The 14,867-nt window shown below is 71.8% G+C and carries 12 protein-coding genes; 6 read left to right on the top strand and 6 right to left on the bottom strand.

Annotated elements, in window-relative coordinates:
* The first annotated feature begins 105 nt into the window (after positions 1–105).
* Positions 106–531, top strand: a complete 426-nt coding sequence (locus tag ACIBCJ_RS13150; protein ID WP_115745177.1) for an OsmC family protein — start codon at positions 106–108, stop codon at positions 529–531.
* Positions 532–677: 146 nt separating this feature from the next.
* Here the strand turns inward: ACIBCJ_RS13150 and narI are convergent, their stop codons facing one another.
* The 6 genes from narI to ACIBCJ_RS13120 all read right to left on the bottom strand — a co-directional run bounded on the left by narI (position 678) and on the right by ACIBCJ_RS13120 (position 9,257).
* The gene (gene narI, locus ACIBCJ_RS13145) at positions 678–1,400 is read right to left on the bottom strand and encodes a respiratory nitrate reductase subunit gamma (protein ID WP_362505113.1); all 723 of its coding nucleotides are present in this window, start codon (positions 1,398–1,400) and stop codon (positions 678–680) included.
* The gene (gene narJ / locus ACIBCJ_RS13140) at positions 1,397–1,891 is read right to left on the bottom strand and encodes a nitrate reductase molybdenum cofactor assembly chaperone (protein WP_362093769.1); all 495 of its coding nucleotides are present in this window, start codon (positions 1,889–1,891) and stop codon (positions 1,397–1,399) included. The genes narI and narJ overlap by 4 nt, the downstream gene beginning before the upstream one ends.
* Positions 1,892–1,895: 4 nt before the next feature.
* Entirely contained in the window at positions 1,896–3,491 is a 1,596-nt protein-coding gene (narH, locus tag ACIBCJ_RS13135) for a nitrate reductase subunit beta (RefSeq protein WP_365978066.1), read from the bottom strand.
* Positions 3,491–7,186 (bottom strand): nitrate reductase subunit alpha, encoded by a 3,696-nt coding sequence (locus tag ACIBCJ_RS13130; protein ID WP_365978065.1) that lies wholly within the window; start codon positions 7,184–7,186, stop codon positions 3,491–3,493. The genes narH and ACIBCJ_RS13130 overlap by 1 nt, the downstream gene beginning before the upstream one ends.
* A 201-nt stretch (positions 7,187–7,387) precedes the next feature.
* Positions 7,388–8,251 carry a helix-turn-helix transcriptional regulator gene (locus ACIBCJ_RS13125; RefSeq protein WP_362093778.1) on the bottom strand — a complete coding sequence of 288 codons (864 nt, stop codon included), beginning with the start codon at positions 8,249–8,251 and terminating at the stop codon, positions 7,388–7,390.
* 187 nt (positions 8,252–8,438) lie between these two features.
* Positions 8,439–9,257 (bottom strand): helix-turn-helix transcriptional regulator, encoded by an 819-nt coding sequence (locus ACIBCJ_RS13120; RefSeq protein ID WP_362093781.1) that lies wholly within the window; start codon positions 9,255–9,257, stop codon positions 8,439–8,441.
* 102 nt (positions 9,258–9,359) lie between these two features.
* Between ACIBCJ_RS13120 and ACIBCJ_RS13115 the strand changes: the two genes are divergently transcribed.
* From ACIBCJ_RS13115 to ACIBCJ_RS13095, 5 genes are all read left to right on the top strand, one after another.
* Entirely contained in the window at positions 9,360–9,665 is a 306-nt protein-coding gene (locus ACIBCJ_RS13115; RefSeq protein ID WP_365978064.1) for a 4a-hydroxytetrahydrobiopterin dehydratase, read from the top strand.
* Positions 9,666–9,669: 4 nt separating this feature from the next.
* Complete coding sequence (locus tag ACIBCJ_RS13110; RefSeq protein ID WP_365978063.1) at positions 9,670–10,410, top strand: class I SAM-dependent methyltransferase; 741 nt, start codon at positions 9,670–9,672, stop codon at positions 10,408–10,410.
* A gap of 76 nt (positions 10,411–10,486) precedes the next feature.
* Entirely contained in the window at positions 10,487–12,388 is a 1,902-nt protein-coding gene (locus ACIBCJ_RS13105) for a rhamnogalacturonan lyase (protein WP_365978062.1), read from the top strand.
* Positions 12,389–12,529: 141 nt separating this feature from the next.
* A complete protein-coding gene (locus tag ACIBCJ_RS13100) occupies positions 12,530–12,952 on the top strand; it encodes a hypothetical protein (RefSeq protein ID WP_362093794.1) in 423 nt (140 codons plus the stop codon).
* Positions 12,936–14,849, top strand: a complete 1,914-nt coding sequence (locus tag ACIBCJ_RS13095) for a caspase family protein (protein ID WP_365978061.1) — start codon at positions 12,936–12,938, stop codon at positions 14,847–14,849. The genes ACIBCJ_RS13100 and ACIBCJ_RS13095 overlap by 17 nt, the downstream gene beginning before the upstream one ends.
* Positions 14,850–14,867: the final 18 nt, after the last annotated feature.

The following is a 14,867-nucleotide window of genomic DNA, read 5'->3' as shown; positions in this document are numbered from 1 at the left end:
CGGTCTTCCCGGTGCGCCGAGCAGGAGTGTGATCGGATGGGGGCGGGAACCCGGGCACGGGCTACCACCGCCCCAGTACAGCAAGCGAATTCGAGAGGACCCGCCGTGGCAACCACGCGCTCCGCACACACCGTCTGGGAAGGCAACCTGCTCGAGGGCAACGGTGTCGTCACCTTCGACTCGTCCGGCATCGGCGAGCAGCCCGTCTCCTGGCCGTCGCGTGCCGAGAAGGCCAACGGGAAGACCAGCCCGGAGGAGCTGATCGCCGCCGCCCACTCCAGCTGCTTCTCCATGGCGCTGTCGAACGGCCTGGCCGGAGCCGGCACCCCGCCCACCAAGCTCACCACCTCCGCCGACGTCACGTTCCAGCCCGGCGAGGGCATCACCGGCATCCACCTGACCGTGGAGGGCACCGTCCCCGGCCTGGACAACGACGCGTTCGTCGCCGCCGCCGAGGACGCCAAGAAGAACTGCCCGGTCAGCCAGGCCCTGACCGGCACGACCATCACCCTGTCGGCCAAGCTGGCCTGACGCGGACGCCCCGCACCCTCCGGCACGCCCACGTCCCGTGCCGGAGGGCGCGGACGGCCCGGCGCCACCGCACCGTCGTCCGTGACGGCCCCGCCGGCCGACCGGTGGTTCCTGCACGACCAGAAGTACCTGGACGCGAACACGGGTCAGGAGCCCGCGCGCTCCCAGCCCCGCCGGTCCGGGCGCGGGCCCAGCTGCCTGGGGTCGCGCGACCGGTAGACCACGTAGGGCCGGGTCAGGTACTGAAGGGGGGCGCTGAACATGTGCACCAGACGGGTGTAGGGCACCAGGGCGATCAGCACCATCCCGACCACCGCGTGCACGTGGTACAGCAGCGGCACGCCCTCCATCAGCTCGGTCTTGGGGTTCAGGGTGAACAGGCTGCGCGACCAGGGGGCGATGGTGCTGCGGTAGTCGTAGCCGTCGCCCGAGGTGTCGGAGAGCTTGGCGATCATGCCCAGGAGCAGCGCGCCGAGCAGGAAGACGTACATGAGCTTGTCGTTGGCCGTGGTGGCGCGGAACACCGGCGCGTTGGTGCGGCGCCGGTAGATCAGGATGCCGATGCCGGCGACCGCGAGGACCCCGGAGGCGGTGCCGCCGTACAGCGAGAACAGGTGGTAGGCGTGCTCGCTGATGCCGATCGACTGCGTCCAGGACGCCGGGACGAACAGCCCGATCAGGTGGCCGGCCAGCACGAAGAGGATGCCGTAGTGGAAGACCGGCGAGGCGATGTTCAGCAGCTTGGACTCGTAGACCTGCGAGGAGCGCGTCGTCCAGCCGAACCGGTCGTACCGGTGCCGCCAGACCAGGCCCGCGACCAGCAGCGCGAAGGCGGCGTAGGGCAGCACGCCCCACAGGAAGACGTTCATCGGCGGGCTCCCATCGGTGCGGGCGGCAGGGTGGCGCACACCGCGTCCAGGACGCACGCGTAGGGCGTGCCGAAGGCGGTGAGCCGGGAACGCAGCTGGTCCAGGGCGTCGCGGTGCTCGGTGAGCATGGTCATGTCCCCGGTGCGGGAGACGAACTCCAGGACCGCGGGCAGGAAGTCCGGCAGCTCCTCGCCGGTGAACTCCAGGCCGTGCGCGCGGTACAGCTCCTTGAAGCGGACCAGGGACATCCCGCGGTTGCGGGTGTCGCCGTCGGTCCACCAGCTCAGGTACAGGCTGTGCCGGTTCCTGAAGTCGAAGACCTCCACGTAGTGCGCCTGGAGTGCGCCCTGCCCGGTCACCGCCGCGTGGTCGGTGAAGCCGCGCAGCTGCGGCGCCGCCTCGCGCAGCAGGGGCAGCCGGGCGCGGAAGTCGTCGTCGGGATAGGTCAGACACAGCGCCGCCGCCTGGTACAGCACCTCGAAGCCGGGCATCGGTTCAGACCTCCCGCTCGTCGTCGGCGGTCTGCCGTCTGCGCAGGATGTGGAAGTTCTCCACCGGCACCAGCGGCAGCCGCCTGCGGCCCGAGTCCTGCCCGAACGGTCCGTCGCCGCCCATGCCCGGGCCGCCGTCGGTGTCGAGGCTGCACGTGTCCGGCAGCGCCGACGCCTCCAGGCGGTGCGCGTCCCCGACGGCCGCCGTCGGGATCACGTACCGCTCCTCGTACTTGGCGATCGCCAGCAGCCGGTACATCTCCTCGACCTCCTCGGGGCGCATGCCGACGCCGGCGCAGACCGCCGGGTCCGGGTCCTCGCCGAGGTTCACCGACCGCATGTGGGCGCGCATCGCGGCCAGCTTCTCCAGCGAGGCCCGCACCGGGCCGGTGTCGCCGGCCGTGAACAGCTCGGCCAGGTACTCCAGCGGGATGCGCAGCGTGTCGATCGCGCCGAACAGGTTGTCCGCGTCCTCGCCGTCGTGCCCGGTCTCCGTCAGCGCGTCCACGACCGGTGACAGCGGCGGGATGTACCAGACCATCGGCATCGTGCGGTACTCCGGATGCAGGGGCAGCGCGACGCGGTACCTGCTCACCAGCGCGTGCACGGGGGAGCGCCGGGCCGCCTCGATCCAGTCGAACGGGATCCCCGCTTCTTCGGCGGCGCGCCGCACCTGCCCGTCCTCCGGATCCAGGAAGACGCCCAACTGGGCTTCGTACAGGTCGTGTTCGTCCGGCGTCTCGGCGGCCTCGGTCACCTTGTCCGCGTCGTAGAGGACCACGCCCAGGTACCTGAGCCGGCCCACGCAGGTCTCCGAGCAGACCGTGGGCTGGCCGACCTCGATGCGCGGGTAGCAGAAGGTGCACTTCTCGGCCTTGCCGGTGCGGTGGTTGAAGTACACCTTCTTGTACGGGCAGCCGGTCACGCACATCCGCCAGCCCCGGCAGCGGTCCTGGTCGACCAGGACGATGCCGTCCTCCGCGCGCTTGTACATCGCCCCGGACGGGCACGAGGCCACGCACGACGGGTTGAGGCAGTGCTCGCAGATGCGCGGCAGGTAGAACATGAAGGTCTCTTCGTAGGCGAAGCGCACCTTCTCCGACGCCTGTTGCCGGGTGCGCTCCACCATCGGGTCGAGGTCGCCGTAGGCGGGCGCGCCGCCCAGGCTGTCGTCCCAGTTGGAGGACCAGCCGATCTTCATCGGTTTTCCGTCGAGCTGCGAGACCGGCCGCGCGACGGGGTAGTCGGTGCCGAGCGGGGCGTCGGTGAGGTTCTTGTAGTCGTACGTCCAGGGCTCGTAGTAGTCCTTGATCTCGGGGAGCCGGGGGTTGGAGAAGATCCCGGCGAGTTTCTTGAACCGGCCGCCCGCCTTCAGCCGCAGCGCGCCGCGCCGGTTCAGCTCCCAGCCGCCCCGCCACTTCTCCTGGTCCTCGTAGCGGCGGGGGTAGCCCTGTCCCGGGCGGGTCTCGACGTTGTTGAACCAGACGTACTCCATGCCGCGCCGGTTGGTCCACGCCTGCTTGCAGGTGACCGAACAGGTGTGGCACCCGATGCACTTGTCGAGGTTCATGACCATCGCGACCTGGGCCATCGGACGCATCAGTACTCGACCTCCTGGGAGCGGCGGCGGATGACCGTCACCTCGTCGCGCTGGTTGCCCGTCGGGCCGAGGTAGTTGAAGGCCCAGGACAACTGGGCGTAGCCGCCGATGAGATGGGTCGGCTTGAGGAGGAGGCGGGTGAGCGAGTTGTGCACGCCGCCGCGCTTTCCGGTCGTCTCCGCGAGCGGCACGTTGACCGTGCGTTCCTGGGCGTGGTGCATGAAGACCGTGCCGGCCGGCATGCGGTGCGAGACGATGGCTCGGGCCACGACCACGCCGTTGCGGTTGACCGCCTCGATCCAGTCGTCGTCGGCGACCCCGATCGCCGCCGCGTCCTCGGCGGACATCCAGATGGTCTGACCGCCCCGGGACAGGGCCAGCATGAACAGGTTGTCCTGGTACTCGGAGTGGATGGACCACTTGTTGTGCGGGGTGAGGTAGCGGACCGTCACCTCGCGGTGGCCGTCGGGGCCGAGCCGCGGCTCGCCGAACAGCCGGTGCATGTCCAGCGGCGGCCGGTACACGGGCAGCGCCTCGCCCAGCTCGTGCATCCAGTCGTGGTCGACGAAGAAGTGCTGCCGTCCGGTGAGGGTGTGCCAGGGCTTGAGGTGCTCGGTGTTGAGCGTGAACGCCGTGTAGCGCCGTCCGCCCGCCTCGCTGCCCGACCACTCCGGCGAGGTGATCACCGGGACCGGCGCCGCCTGGGTGTCGGCGTACGTGATCCGCTTGCCCTCCTGCTCGGCGGCGAGGTGGGCCATCGCCTGCCCGGTCTTCTCCTCCAGCGTGTGGAAGCCCTGGGTGGCCAGACGGCCGTTGGTGGTGCCGGACAGGGACAGGATGGTGTTGGCCGCCTTCACCGCCGTGTCCAGCGCCGGACGCCCGTCGGCCGGGCCGCCGCGCACCGTGCCGTTGAGGTCCCGCAGCCGCGCCACCTCCTCGTCCGGCTTCAGGGTGATGCCCTTGGCGGGCAGCCCCTTGGCCTCCACCAGCGGTCCCAGCGCCGCGAACTTCGCCCCGACCGCCGTGTAGTCGCGCTCCACGACCACCAGGTTCGGCATGGTCCTGCCGGGCTCCGGTTCGCACTCCCCGCGCCGCCAGTCCCGTACGACGCCGCCCGGCTGGGCGATCTCGCCCGGGGTGTCGTGCTGGAGCGGCGCCGCCACCAGGTCCTTGCGCACCCCGAGGTGGTCCTCGGCCAGTTCGCTCAGCTTCTCCGCGAGGAGCTTGAAGGTGTCGAAGTCGGTGCGCGCCTGCCACGGCGGGCTCACGGCCGGGGAGAAGGCGTGCACGTAGGGGTGCATGTCCGTGCTGGACAGGTCGTGCTTCTCGTACCAGGTCGCGGCGGGCAGCACCACGTCCGAGAGCAGCGTCGACGAGGTGTGCCGGAAGTCCAGTGAGAGGAGCAGGTCGAGCTTTCCCTCCGGAGCCTTCTCGTGCCAGACCACGTCGCGTGGCCGCTCGCCGGGCGCCGCCTCCTCGGCGCGCAGCGAGGACTGGGTGCCCAGCAGGTGCTTGGTGAAGTACTCGGCGCCCTTGCCGGAGGAACCGAGCAGGTTGGCCCGCCACAGGGTCACGATCCGCGGCCAGTTCTCCGGCGCGTCCGGGTCCTCGCCGGCGAACTTCAGGGTGCCTGCCCGCAGTTCGGCCACCGCGTTCGCCACCGGGTCGCCGAAGGACTCGCCCAGCTCCAAGGGGTTGCGGTCGAACGTCGGGTACGAGGGCATCCAGCCCGTGCGCGCCGACAGGGCGAGACAGTCCGCGCCCGCCATCCCGGCCAGCCGTCCCTCGCCCAGCGGTGAGGCGAGGACGTCGGCGCGGAACCGGTCGTAGCGCCACTGGTCGGTGTGCAGGTACCAGTACCCGGTGCCGATCGCCTGGCGCGGCGGGCGCGACCAGTCCGACGCGGCGGCCAGCGACGCCCATCCGGTCACCGGGCGGCACTTCTCCTGCCCGACGTAGTGCGCCCAGCCGCCGCCGTTGCGGCCCTGGCAGCCGGTGAGCTGGAGCAGCGCCAGGAAGCTCCGGTAGATCGTCTCCGAGTGGAACCAGTGGTTGGTGCCCGCGCCCATCAGGATCATGCAGCGGCCCTTCGACCGCTCCGCCGTCCGCGCGAACTCCCGGGCGATCCGCACACAGGCCGCCGCCGGGACCGAGGTGTGCGTCTCCTGCCAGGCCGGCGTCCCGGGCGCCTCCGCGTCCTCGTACGACGCCGGCCAGTCGCCCGGCACGTCCGGACGCGCCACGCCGTACTGCGCGAGCAGCAGGTCGAAGACCGTGGTCACCAGCGGCCCGGTCGCCCCGCCCAGGCGGGTCGCCGGCACCCCCCGGCGCAGCACCTCCCCGCGCCCCTGCCCGTGCGGGCCGCCCTCGGTGTCGAAGCGGGGGAGCAGCACCTCCACGCCCGACGCCATCTCATGCCCGTGCAGGCTCAGCCGGGGGCGTACGTCGCCCAGGTCCAGGTTCCACCTCCCGCGGTCGGCCTCGTTCCAGCGGAAGCCCAGCGAGCCGTTCGGGACGACCGCGCGGCCCGTCGCCTCGTCCAGCACGACCGTCTTCCAGCGGGCGTCCTCGCCGCCCTGCCCGAGATCCGCGGCGCGCAGGAACTTGTCCGGGACGTGCGCGCCGTCCCGTTCGGTCAGCGTCACCAGGAACGGCAGGTCGGTGAAGCGCCGCACGTAGTCGTCGAAGAACGGGGTGACGCGGTCGACGAAGAACTCCTTGAGCACCACGTGCCCCATCGCCAGCGCCAGCGCGGCGTCCGTCCCGGGGTGCGGGTGCAGCCACTGGTCGGCGAACTTGGTGTTGTCGGCGTAGTCGGGCGAGACCACGACCACCTTCTGGCCCCGGTAGCGGGCCTCCGCCATCCAGTGCGCGTCGGGCGTACGGGTCACCGGCACGTTCGTGCCCCACATGATCAGGTACGCCGCGTCCCACCAGTCGCCCGACTCCGGCACGTCCGTCTGGTCGCCGAAGACCTGCGGGGACGCCACCGGCAGGTCGGCGTACCAGTCGTAGAACGACAGCATCGGGGCGCCGATCAGCGAGTGGAAGCGGGCGCCCGCCGCGTGCGACACCATCGACATCGCGGGGATGGGGGAGAAGCCCGCGATGCGGTCCGGGCCGTGGCTGCGGATGGTGTGGACGTGCGCGGCGGCGACCATCTCCACCGCCTCGTCCCAGCTCGCCCGGACCAGGCCGCCCTTCCCGCGCGCCCGCTGGTAGCGCCCGCGGCGCTCCGGGTCGCCCTGGAGGTCGGCCCAGGCCAGCACCGGGTCCTTCAGCCGGGCCTTCGCCTCCCGGTACATCTCCAGGAGCACCCCGCGCACGTACGGGTAGCGCACGCGGGTCGGCGAGTAGGTGTACCAGGAGAACGCCGCCCCCCGCGGGCAGCCGCGCGGCTCGTACTCGGGGCGGTCCGGGCCCACCGACGGATAGTCCGTGGCCTGGGTCTCCCAGGTGATGATGCCGTCCTTGACGAACACGTTCCAGCGGCACGACCCCGTGCAGTTCACGCCGTGCGTCGACGTCACGACCTTGTCGTGGCTCCAGCGGTCCCGGTAGAAGGCGTCCGACTCCCGGCCCCCGACCAGCCCGATGCTGTGCAGGTCGGGTGCGGCGGTGCCCGGCCGGAAGAAGCGTCCCGCGCGCAGCAGCGCCGCGCCCGGCTCGGTGGGCGGTGTCCGCGTGTCGGTCACGTGCGCTCCCTTGCTCACCCGTCGCTGGTGCTCGCCGGCCCTGGTTCCCGAACCTAGGGGCGGGCGGGGGAGCGCACCTTTTCGCGGCGCCCGTACGGGTCAAAGGGCGGGCGGGCCGCCGTGTCCTCGGGAGGGCCGCCACGTCCTCGGGAAGGTCACCGCGTCCTCGGGAAGGTCGCCGCGTCCTCGGGAGGGGCCGGGTCAGAAGGACTCGCGGTAGGCCCGCAGGATCTTCTCGGTGCGCTGGGTCGAGGCGGCGCGGGCCGTCATGTGGTCCAGGACCTCCAGGTGCGCCGAGACCTCGGTGCGGGAGTCCAGGTACAGGGCGCCCGTCAGGTACTCGGTGAACACCATGTCCGGCAGCTCCGGCTCCGCGAACCGGAACAGGGTGAACGGCGCGTAGGTCCCGGGGTGCGGTCCGTCCTCGAACTCGGCGACCTGTAGCGTCACCCGGTCCCGGACGGCGAAGTCCAGCAGCTTGTCGAGCTGCTCGCGCATCACCCGGCCGTCGATGCTCACCGGCCGCTTCAGCACCGTCTCGTCCATCACCACCCACAGGTGGGGCGGGTCCGGGCGTTCCAGCAGCCGCTGCCGCTCCATGCGCAGGGAGACGTGCCGCTCCACCGCGTCCCCGCCCGCACTGCCGATCGTGCCGGCCTCCAGGACCGAGCGCGCGTAGTCCTCGGTCTGCAGCAGCCCCGGCACGAAGTGCGGCTCGTAGGAGCGGACCATCCGCGCCGCGCCCTCCAGGCTCACGTACAGGCTGAACCAGTCCGGCAGCACGTCGTGGTACCGCTGCCACCAGCCCGGCTGGTTCGCCTCCTCGGCGAGCGCGACGAACGCCGAGACCTCGTCGGAGGCGACGCCGTACGCCGTCAGCAGTATCTGGACGTACGGTATTTTCAGCGCGACCTCGGCCGTCTCCATGCGCCGCACGGTCGCCGGCGCCACCCGGAGCACCTTGGCCGCCTCTTCGCGCCTGAGGCCCGCCGTCTCCCGCAGTTCCTGCAGCCGCCTGCCCAGGACCACCTGGCCCACGGTGGGTGCGGCCCGCCGCTCACTCACGCCCCGCCTCCCCAACGCGCCCGGATCACACCACAGTTTGTCATGTTCCTCTGTCAGTCTCACAGAGGTGTCCGTGGATCACTCGCGGGCCGGGGCATGACCTGCCGGGTAATCGACCGCGCCCGGGCGGGGCGGGATCGTGGTGCCCACGGGTTCCGGTCCGGCGCACTCCGGACCGGGGCCCGCTTCAGGAGAGCAGCGAGTGCAGGTACTTGACCGTCGCCGGGTCGGCCGGGAGCAGCGTCTCGATGGCCAGCTCGGCGACCGTCACGTCCATCGGGGTGTTGAAAGTGGAGATGGACGAGACGAACGACAGGGTGTGACCCTCGTGCTCGATCCGCAGCGGCAGCGCGAAGTACGGCACCGGCTCCTCGGGCTCGTCGCCCGGCGCGGCCCGCGGCACCGGGTACGCCGCCACCTCGTCGTACAGCTCCCGCAGCGGCTGTGAGCGGTGCAGGGCGATCTGCCGCTCCATCTGCTCCAGCAGGTGCCCGCGCCACTCGCGCAGGTTGCGGATGCGCGGTGCCAGACCGTCCGGGTGCAGCGTCAGCCGGATCGCGTTCAGCGGCGGGGCGAGCAGGTGCTCCGCGACGCCGTCCAGCAGCATCGCGATCCCCCGGTTGGCCGCCAGGACCCGGTACGTCCCGTCGACGACCAGCGCCGGATAGGGCTCGTAGCCCCTGATCAGCCGCTCCATGCCCTCGCGGAGGGCGTCCAGCGCCGGGGCGTCCAGCGGCGTCTCCGGGTAGCGCGGGGCGTAACCGGCGGCCAGCAGCAGCGCGTTGCGCTCCCGGACGGGGACGTCCAGGTGCTCGGCCAGGCGCAGCACCATCTCCTCGCTCGGCCGGGAGCGGCCGGTCTCGACGAAACTGATGTGCCGGGCGGAGGAGTCGGCGCGCAGTGCCAGCTCCAGCTGGCTGACCCGCCGCCGCTCCCGCCAGGCCCGCAGCAGCGGGCCCACGCCCCGGTCGGTGGCGGAGGAGGTGCCGGAGACGGGTGCGGTCATACGCCAGACGGTAGCCGACGCCGGTCCGCGCCGGGGCGGTCGCGCTGTGGCAGGCTGAGACGGATCCGCCCGTCGAGCACCACCAGCGAAGGAGCGCAGCCCATGCCCGTCGAACCGCTGTCGCAGCAGGAGACCGAGGAACGGCTGGCCGCCCTGCCCGGCTGGTCCCTCGACGCCGGCCGCCTCACCCGCTCCTACCGGCTCGGCTCGCACTTCGCGGCGACCGCGATGGTGGTCCACATCGCACAGGTCCAGGAGGAACTCGACCACCACTCCGACCTGACCCTCGGCTACGACACGGTCGCCCTCGCCGTGCACACCCACAGCGCCGGTGGTGCCGTCAGCGAGAAGGACTTCGAGCTCGCCCGCAGGGTGGAGGACCTGGCCACCGGCCACGGGGCACACTGACGGTGTGCTCGATTACGACAAGGAAGCAGAGCGGTACGACGACTCGCGCGGCGGCGAGCCCCGGGCCGCGGCCGCCGCGGAGGCCGTCCTGAGCCTGGTGCCGCGGCAGACCCGCCGACTGCTCGACGTGGCCTGCGGCACCGGCATCGTCACCCGGCGGATCGCGGCCGCCCGCACGGGCCTGCGCGTGACCGGCGTCGACCTGGCGCCCGCCATGGCCCACCGCGCCGCCGCCCGGCTGCCCGGCGCCGTCGTCCTCGCGGACAGCCGTCGACTGCCCTTCGGGAGCGGGGAGTTCGACGCCGTCACCAGTGTGTGGCTGCTGCACCTCGCGGGCGGTGCCCGCAACGTGCGGGCGATCGTCGGCGAGTGCGCCCGGGTCCTGCGGCCCGGTGGGGTCTACGTGACCACGGTGGGCAAGGGCGCCTCGCACAACGTGGGCAGCGACCTCGACGCGGTGCTCGCCGCCCGGCCGCCCGGCGTCGCCCACGACGCCGCCCACCTCGTCGAGGGGTACGCCCGCGAGCACGGTCTCACCCCGGCTGGACGGGCCCTGTTCACCGGGCACGGCCAGGGCCGCAGCCCGCGCCGCACGATCGCGGACCTGCGGCGCGGCTGGTTCGTCACGCTGCCGCCGGGTCAGCCGCTCGCGGAGGAGTTCGCCGCGCGGCTGGCCGCCCTGCCGGACCAGGACCGGCCCCGGCCCGATCCCGTCTTCACGCTCACGGCGTTCGCCAAGTCGTAGGCCCGGGGCGGCAACCCGGACGCCCCGGGCGGCGACTGAGAGGCGGAATCCGTCCGTCCTCCAGGAGGTTCGTCCCGTGAGGCACCCCCGTACCCGCACCCGCTCCCGCACCGCCCGCCCGCACCGCAGACGCCCGCTCGCCGTGGCCGCCGCCCTGGCCGCCGCCGGGCTCCTCGGCGCCGGGCTGACGGCACTGTCGCCCGAGACCGCCGAGGCCGCGACCGCACGCCAGGTCGAGGCCCTGGACCGGGGCGTCGTCAGCGTCCACACCGGCGACGGCAACCTGGTCGGCTGGCGCTGGCTGGGCACCGACCCGGACAACGTCGCGTTCAACGTCTACCGGGCCGGCACGAAGGTCAACTCCAGCCCGATCACCGGCTCCACGACCTACTTCCACGCCGGCGCACCCTCCCAGGCCGACTACACCGTCCGCGCGGTGGTGAACGGCACGGAGCAGGGCGACTCCGTGCACGCGATCCAGTTCCGGGCCGGCTACAAGGACGTACCGATCAGCCCGCCCGCCGGCGGCACCACCCCCGACGGCGTCTCGTACACCTACGAGGCCAACGACGCCTCCGTCGGCGACCTCGACGGCGACGGCGCCCTCGACATCGTGCTCAAGTGGCAGCCGACCAACGCCAAGGACAACTCCCAGTCCGGCTACACCGGCAACACGATCGTCGACGGCATACGGCTCGACGGCACCCGCCTGTGGCGTGTCGACCTGGGCCGCAACATCCGCTCCGGCGCGCACTACACCCAGTTCCAGGTGTACGACTACGACGGCGACGGCGAGGCCGAGGTCGCCATGAAGACCGCCGACGGCACCAGGGACGGCACCGGCGCGGTCATCGGCAGCTCCTCGGCCGACTACCGGAACTCCGGCGGCTACGTGCTGTCCGGACCGGAGTACCTGACCATGTTCAACGGCCGGACCGGCAAGGCCATGGGCACCGTCGACCACGTCCCCGCCCGCGGCTCGGTCTCCTCCTGGGGCGACTCCTACGGCAACCGCGTCGACCGCTTCCTCGCGGGCACGGCGTACCTGGACGGCTCCCGGCCCTCGGTGATCATGGCGCGCGGCTACTACACGCGCACGGTGATCGCGGCCTGGGACTGGCGCGACGGCCGGTTCACCCGCCGCTGGACCTTCGACACCAACTCCTCCACCAACAGCGGCAAGGGCTACGACGGCCAGGGCAACCACCAGCTCTCCGTAGCGGACGTCGACGGCGACGGCAGGGACGAGATCGTCTACGGCGCGATGGCCGTCGACGACAACGGCAACGCCCTGTGGACCACGAGGAACGGCCACGGCGACGCCCTGCACGTCGGTGACCTCGACCCGTCCCGCGCCGGCCTGGAGGTCTTCAAGGTCGACGAGGACGGCTCGAAGCCCTCGTCGTGGATGGCGGACGCGCGCACGGGGCAGATCCTGTGGTCCACCGGCGCGAGCGGCGACAACGGCCGCGGCGTCTCCGGCGACATCTGGCCGGGCAGCGCGGGCGCCGAGTCCTGGTCGTCCGCGGAGAGCGGCATCCGCAACCCCAAGGGCACGGTCGTAGGCAGCCGCAAGCCCTCCAGCACCAACTTCCTGGCCTGGTGGGACGGCGACACCGTCCGTGAACTCCTCGACGGCACCCACGTCGACAAGTACGGCACCTCCGGCGACACCCGCCAGCTCACCGGCTCCGGAGTCGCCTCGAACAACGGCACCAAGGCCACCCCGGTGCTGTCCGGCGACATCCTGGGCGACTGGCGCGAGGAAGTCGTCTGGCGCACGTCGGACAACACGGCCCTGCGCATCTACTCCACCCCCTACGACACGGACACCCGCATCACGACCCTCCTCCACGACACCCAGTACCGCACGGCCCTCGCGTGGCAGAACACCGCTTACAACCAGCCCCCGCACCCGAGCTTCTTCCTCGGCAGCGGCATGCCGACGGCTCCCAGGCCGACGGTGTACACGCCGTGAGCCGCTGAGCCGACCGGAATGCGGCGCCGCCCCGGCGGGTCGACCCACCGTGCGTACGGAGGTGAATGGTGAAACAGCACATACGAGAGACCCGCCGGGACCATACTGACCGCGTAACGAGCGACGGCACGTGGGGGACCGATGAGCACGGAACGCATACCCGTCACTCTGCACCTGCACGACGACACGCTGGAACCGGACGACTGGCAGGACGCCGCCGAGCCGTTCAGGAGCGGACTGAGTGACCTCGGTGCGCAACTCGTCCGTCCCCGGACCGGGCAGCGGGCCCCGCACGGTGCCAAGGGGGATCCCCTCACGCTGTCCCTCGTCGCCGCCCTCGTCGCGTCGCCGGTTCTCTCCGAGGTGGTGCGCCTGGCGGCAGGCTGGGTGGGCAGGGCGCAACACCGCTCCGTCGAGCTGACGGGGCCGTCGGGAAGCCTGACGGTGACGGGGCATCCCAAGGAGGAGGAGCGGGCCCTGATCGCGGAGTGGCTCCGGAACAACGCCTCCTCCGGGACGGGCGACGACGAGACATCCGGAACCCACGGTGACCCGGCGTCCTGACAACCATGGGCGCGGACGGCGCAGGGCACTCCTGGTGGCCACGGACACGTACGAGGACCCGGAGTTCACGAAACTGATCGCACCGGCGGGCGACGCCGAGGCCCTCGCCGAGGTGCTCGGCGACCCGGGCCTGGGCCAGTTCGAGGTCACCAAGGTGTTCAACGGTCTCGCGGACGAGATCGAGCGCACCCTCAAGTCCTTCCTCGCCGAGTCGGAACCGGACGACCTCGTGCTCGTCTACTTCTCCTGCCACGGGGTGAAGGACGTGCAGAACCGCTACTACCTCGCCGCGAAGGACTCCGAGGCCGACCGCCTGGCCCAGACGGGGCTCAACCCGCGAGCGATCCTGGTGCAGCTGGACGAGTGCGACGCCCGGACCCAGGTGGTCATCCTCGACTGCTGCTTCAGCGGGGCGTTCCGCCGTGGCCTCGTGTCACGCGGCGCGCGGAGCAAGGTGGACCTGCCGGTGCACCTGTCGGGCCGGGGCCGCATCATCCTCACCTCTTCCACGTCGTTCCAGTACTCGTACGAGGAGGGTTCCGGTGCCCTGCCCGGGGTGCGGCCGCGCTCGGTCTTCACCTCGGTTCTGCTGGACGGCATCAGGAACGGTCTGGCCGACCGGGACCGTGACGGCTACGTCTCGATATCCGAGCTGTACGACTTCGTGACCGAGACGCTCACGAGGAACCGGGACCCGCAGACGCCGGAGCTGTACAGCGACGGGCGCGGCAGTGTGTGGATCGCCCGCAACCCGTTCCACCGGCAGTCCGCCCCGCTCCTCGTGCTGCCCGGGGGGAGCACCGCGGCCGGCACCGTGACGAACGCGTTGAACGGTTTCCCGCACGCGGTCGAAGCCCGGGATCTGTTCCTCGCCACCCTCGACAAGCTCCGGTACCTGCTGCGTACGCACGAGGGAAGCGTCCTGTGGCGTGACATGGTCGCTGCCGTGGACCCGCCGGCGCGGCCCACGCGCCTGGTCGACGCGACCTACGACGTGCTGCACGCGCTGGACAGCCTCAACGGGGACGCCGCGCTGGCCCTCGCCGTGACGGACCTGTGCGACGCCCTGCTGGCCCAGGTGGCCGACGTCGACTCGTCCGCGGCCGTGGACGAACTGTTCCAAGTGGTGATCGACTACCTCGAACTGTTCGGGACCCTGCTCACGCGCTTCGAGCGGTACCTGCAACTGCGCCGCCTGACCCTGGCCGCCAGGACGTTCGTCGAGGCCGTCGCGCGCACGATACGCAGGACGGCGACGGAGCCCGTCGGGCAGGGGGCGGACCAGGTACCCGATCAACTGGCGGTACTGACGACGGTCGCCGACGGTCTGCGGGCGCTGGCCCACGTCCTGCGTGGTCTCGGGGGGCGGGGGCCGGTTCCTCAACTGGTCGGGGAACTGGCTGCCGCCGTCCGCAGGAGCCGTTTCGTCGACGCGGACGGGGCGGCCGCACTCCGGGCACTGGCGGAGGCGCTGCGTACGGTGTTCGGACAGGTGCACGCCTTCCTGGAGGAGGCCGACGACCGTGATCTCCAGACGTTCGTCAGCGGTGTGGTGGAGGACGCGGTCGCCGGACTCACCCGCCCGCTGGACGAGGAGGCGTGTGCGAAGGCGGTGCACCGGCGTACCGGCAGACTGCTGACGGGGGTGAGGGAGGCGAGTGACGTCCACGAGATGCTCGCGGTCATTCAGGAGCTGCGCGAGGCGGTCTCGGAACTCCAGGGTTCGCCGTTGGAACCCCACGACGTCACCGAGGTCACCTCGGACCTCGTCACTCAGGTGAGCGGCCTGGCGGCCGGGATCGGCGAGTCCCGGGCCGAGATCATCGAACAGCTCGGAGCAGAGGCCCGGGAGAGCCTGGACGGCGGTTCCCCGGCCGGGTCCGACGCATCGGCCTGACCGGGCCGGGGGTCACGC

The organism is Streptomyces sp. NPDC051136 (assembly GCF_044455745.1).
Classification (GTDB): Bacteria; Actinomycetota; Actinomycetes; order Streptomycetales; family Streptomycetaceae; genus Streptomyces.
This window is presented reverse-complemented; position numbering and strand designations above follow the sequence as displayed.

What these genes read in the sequence shown, in the direction of transcription:
- ACIBCJ_RS13120 (WP_362093781.1), bottom strand. Translation starts at nt 9,257, where the DNA reads ATGACCGCACCCGTCTCCGGCACCTCCTCCGCCACCGACCGGGGCGTG.
- narH (WP_365978066.1), bottom strand. Translation starts at nt 3,491, where the DNA reads ATGCGTCCGATGGCCCAGGTCGCGATGGTCATGAACCTCGACAAGTGC.
- narI (WP_362505113.1), bottom strand. Translation starts at nt 1,400, where the DNA reads ATGAACGTCTTCCTGTGGGGCGTGCTGCCCTACGCCGCCTTCGCGCTG.
- ACIBCJ_RS13115 (WP_365978064.1), top strand. Translation starts at nt 9,360, where the DNA reads ATGCCCGTCGAACCGCTGTCGCAGCAGGAGACCGAGGAACGGCTGGCC.
- narJ (WP_362093769.1), bottom strand. Translation starts at nt 1,891, where the DNA reads ATGCCCGGCTTCGAGGTGCTGTACCAGGCGGCGGCGCTGTGTCTGACC.
- ACIBCJ_RS13100 (WP_362093794.1), top strand. Translation starts at nt 12,530, where the DNA reads ATGAGCACGGAACGCATACCCGTCACTCTGCACCTGCACGACGACACG.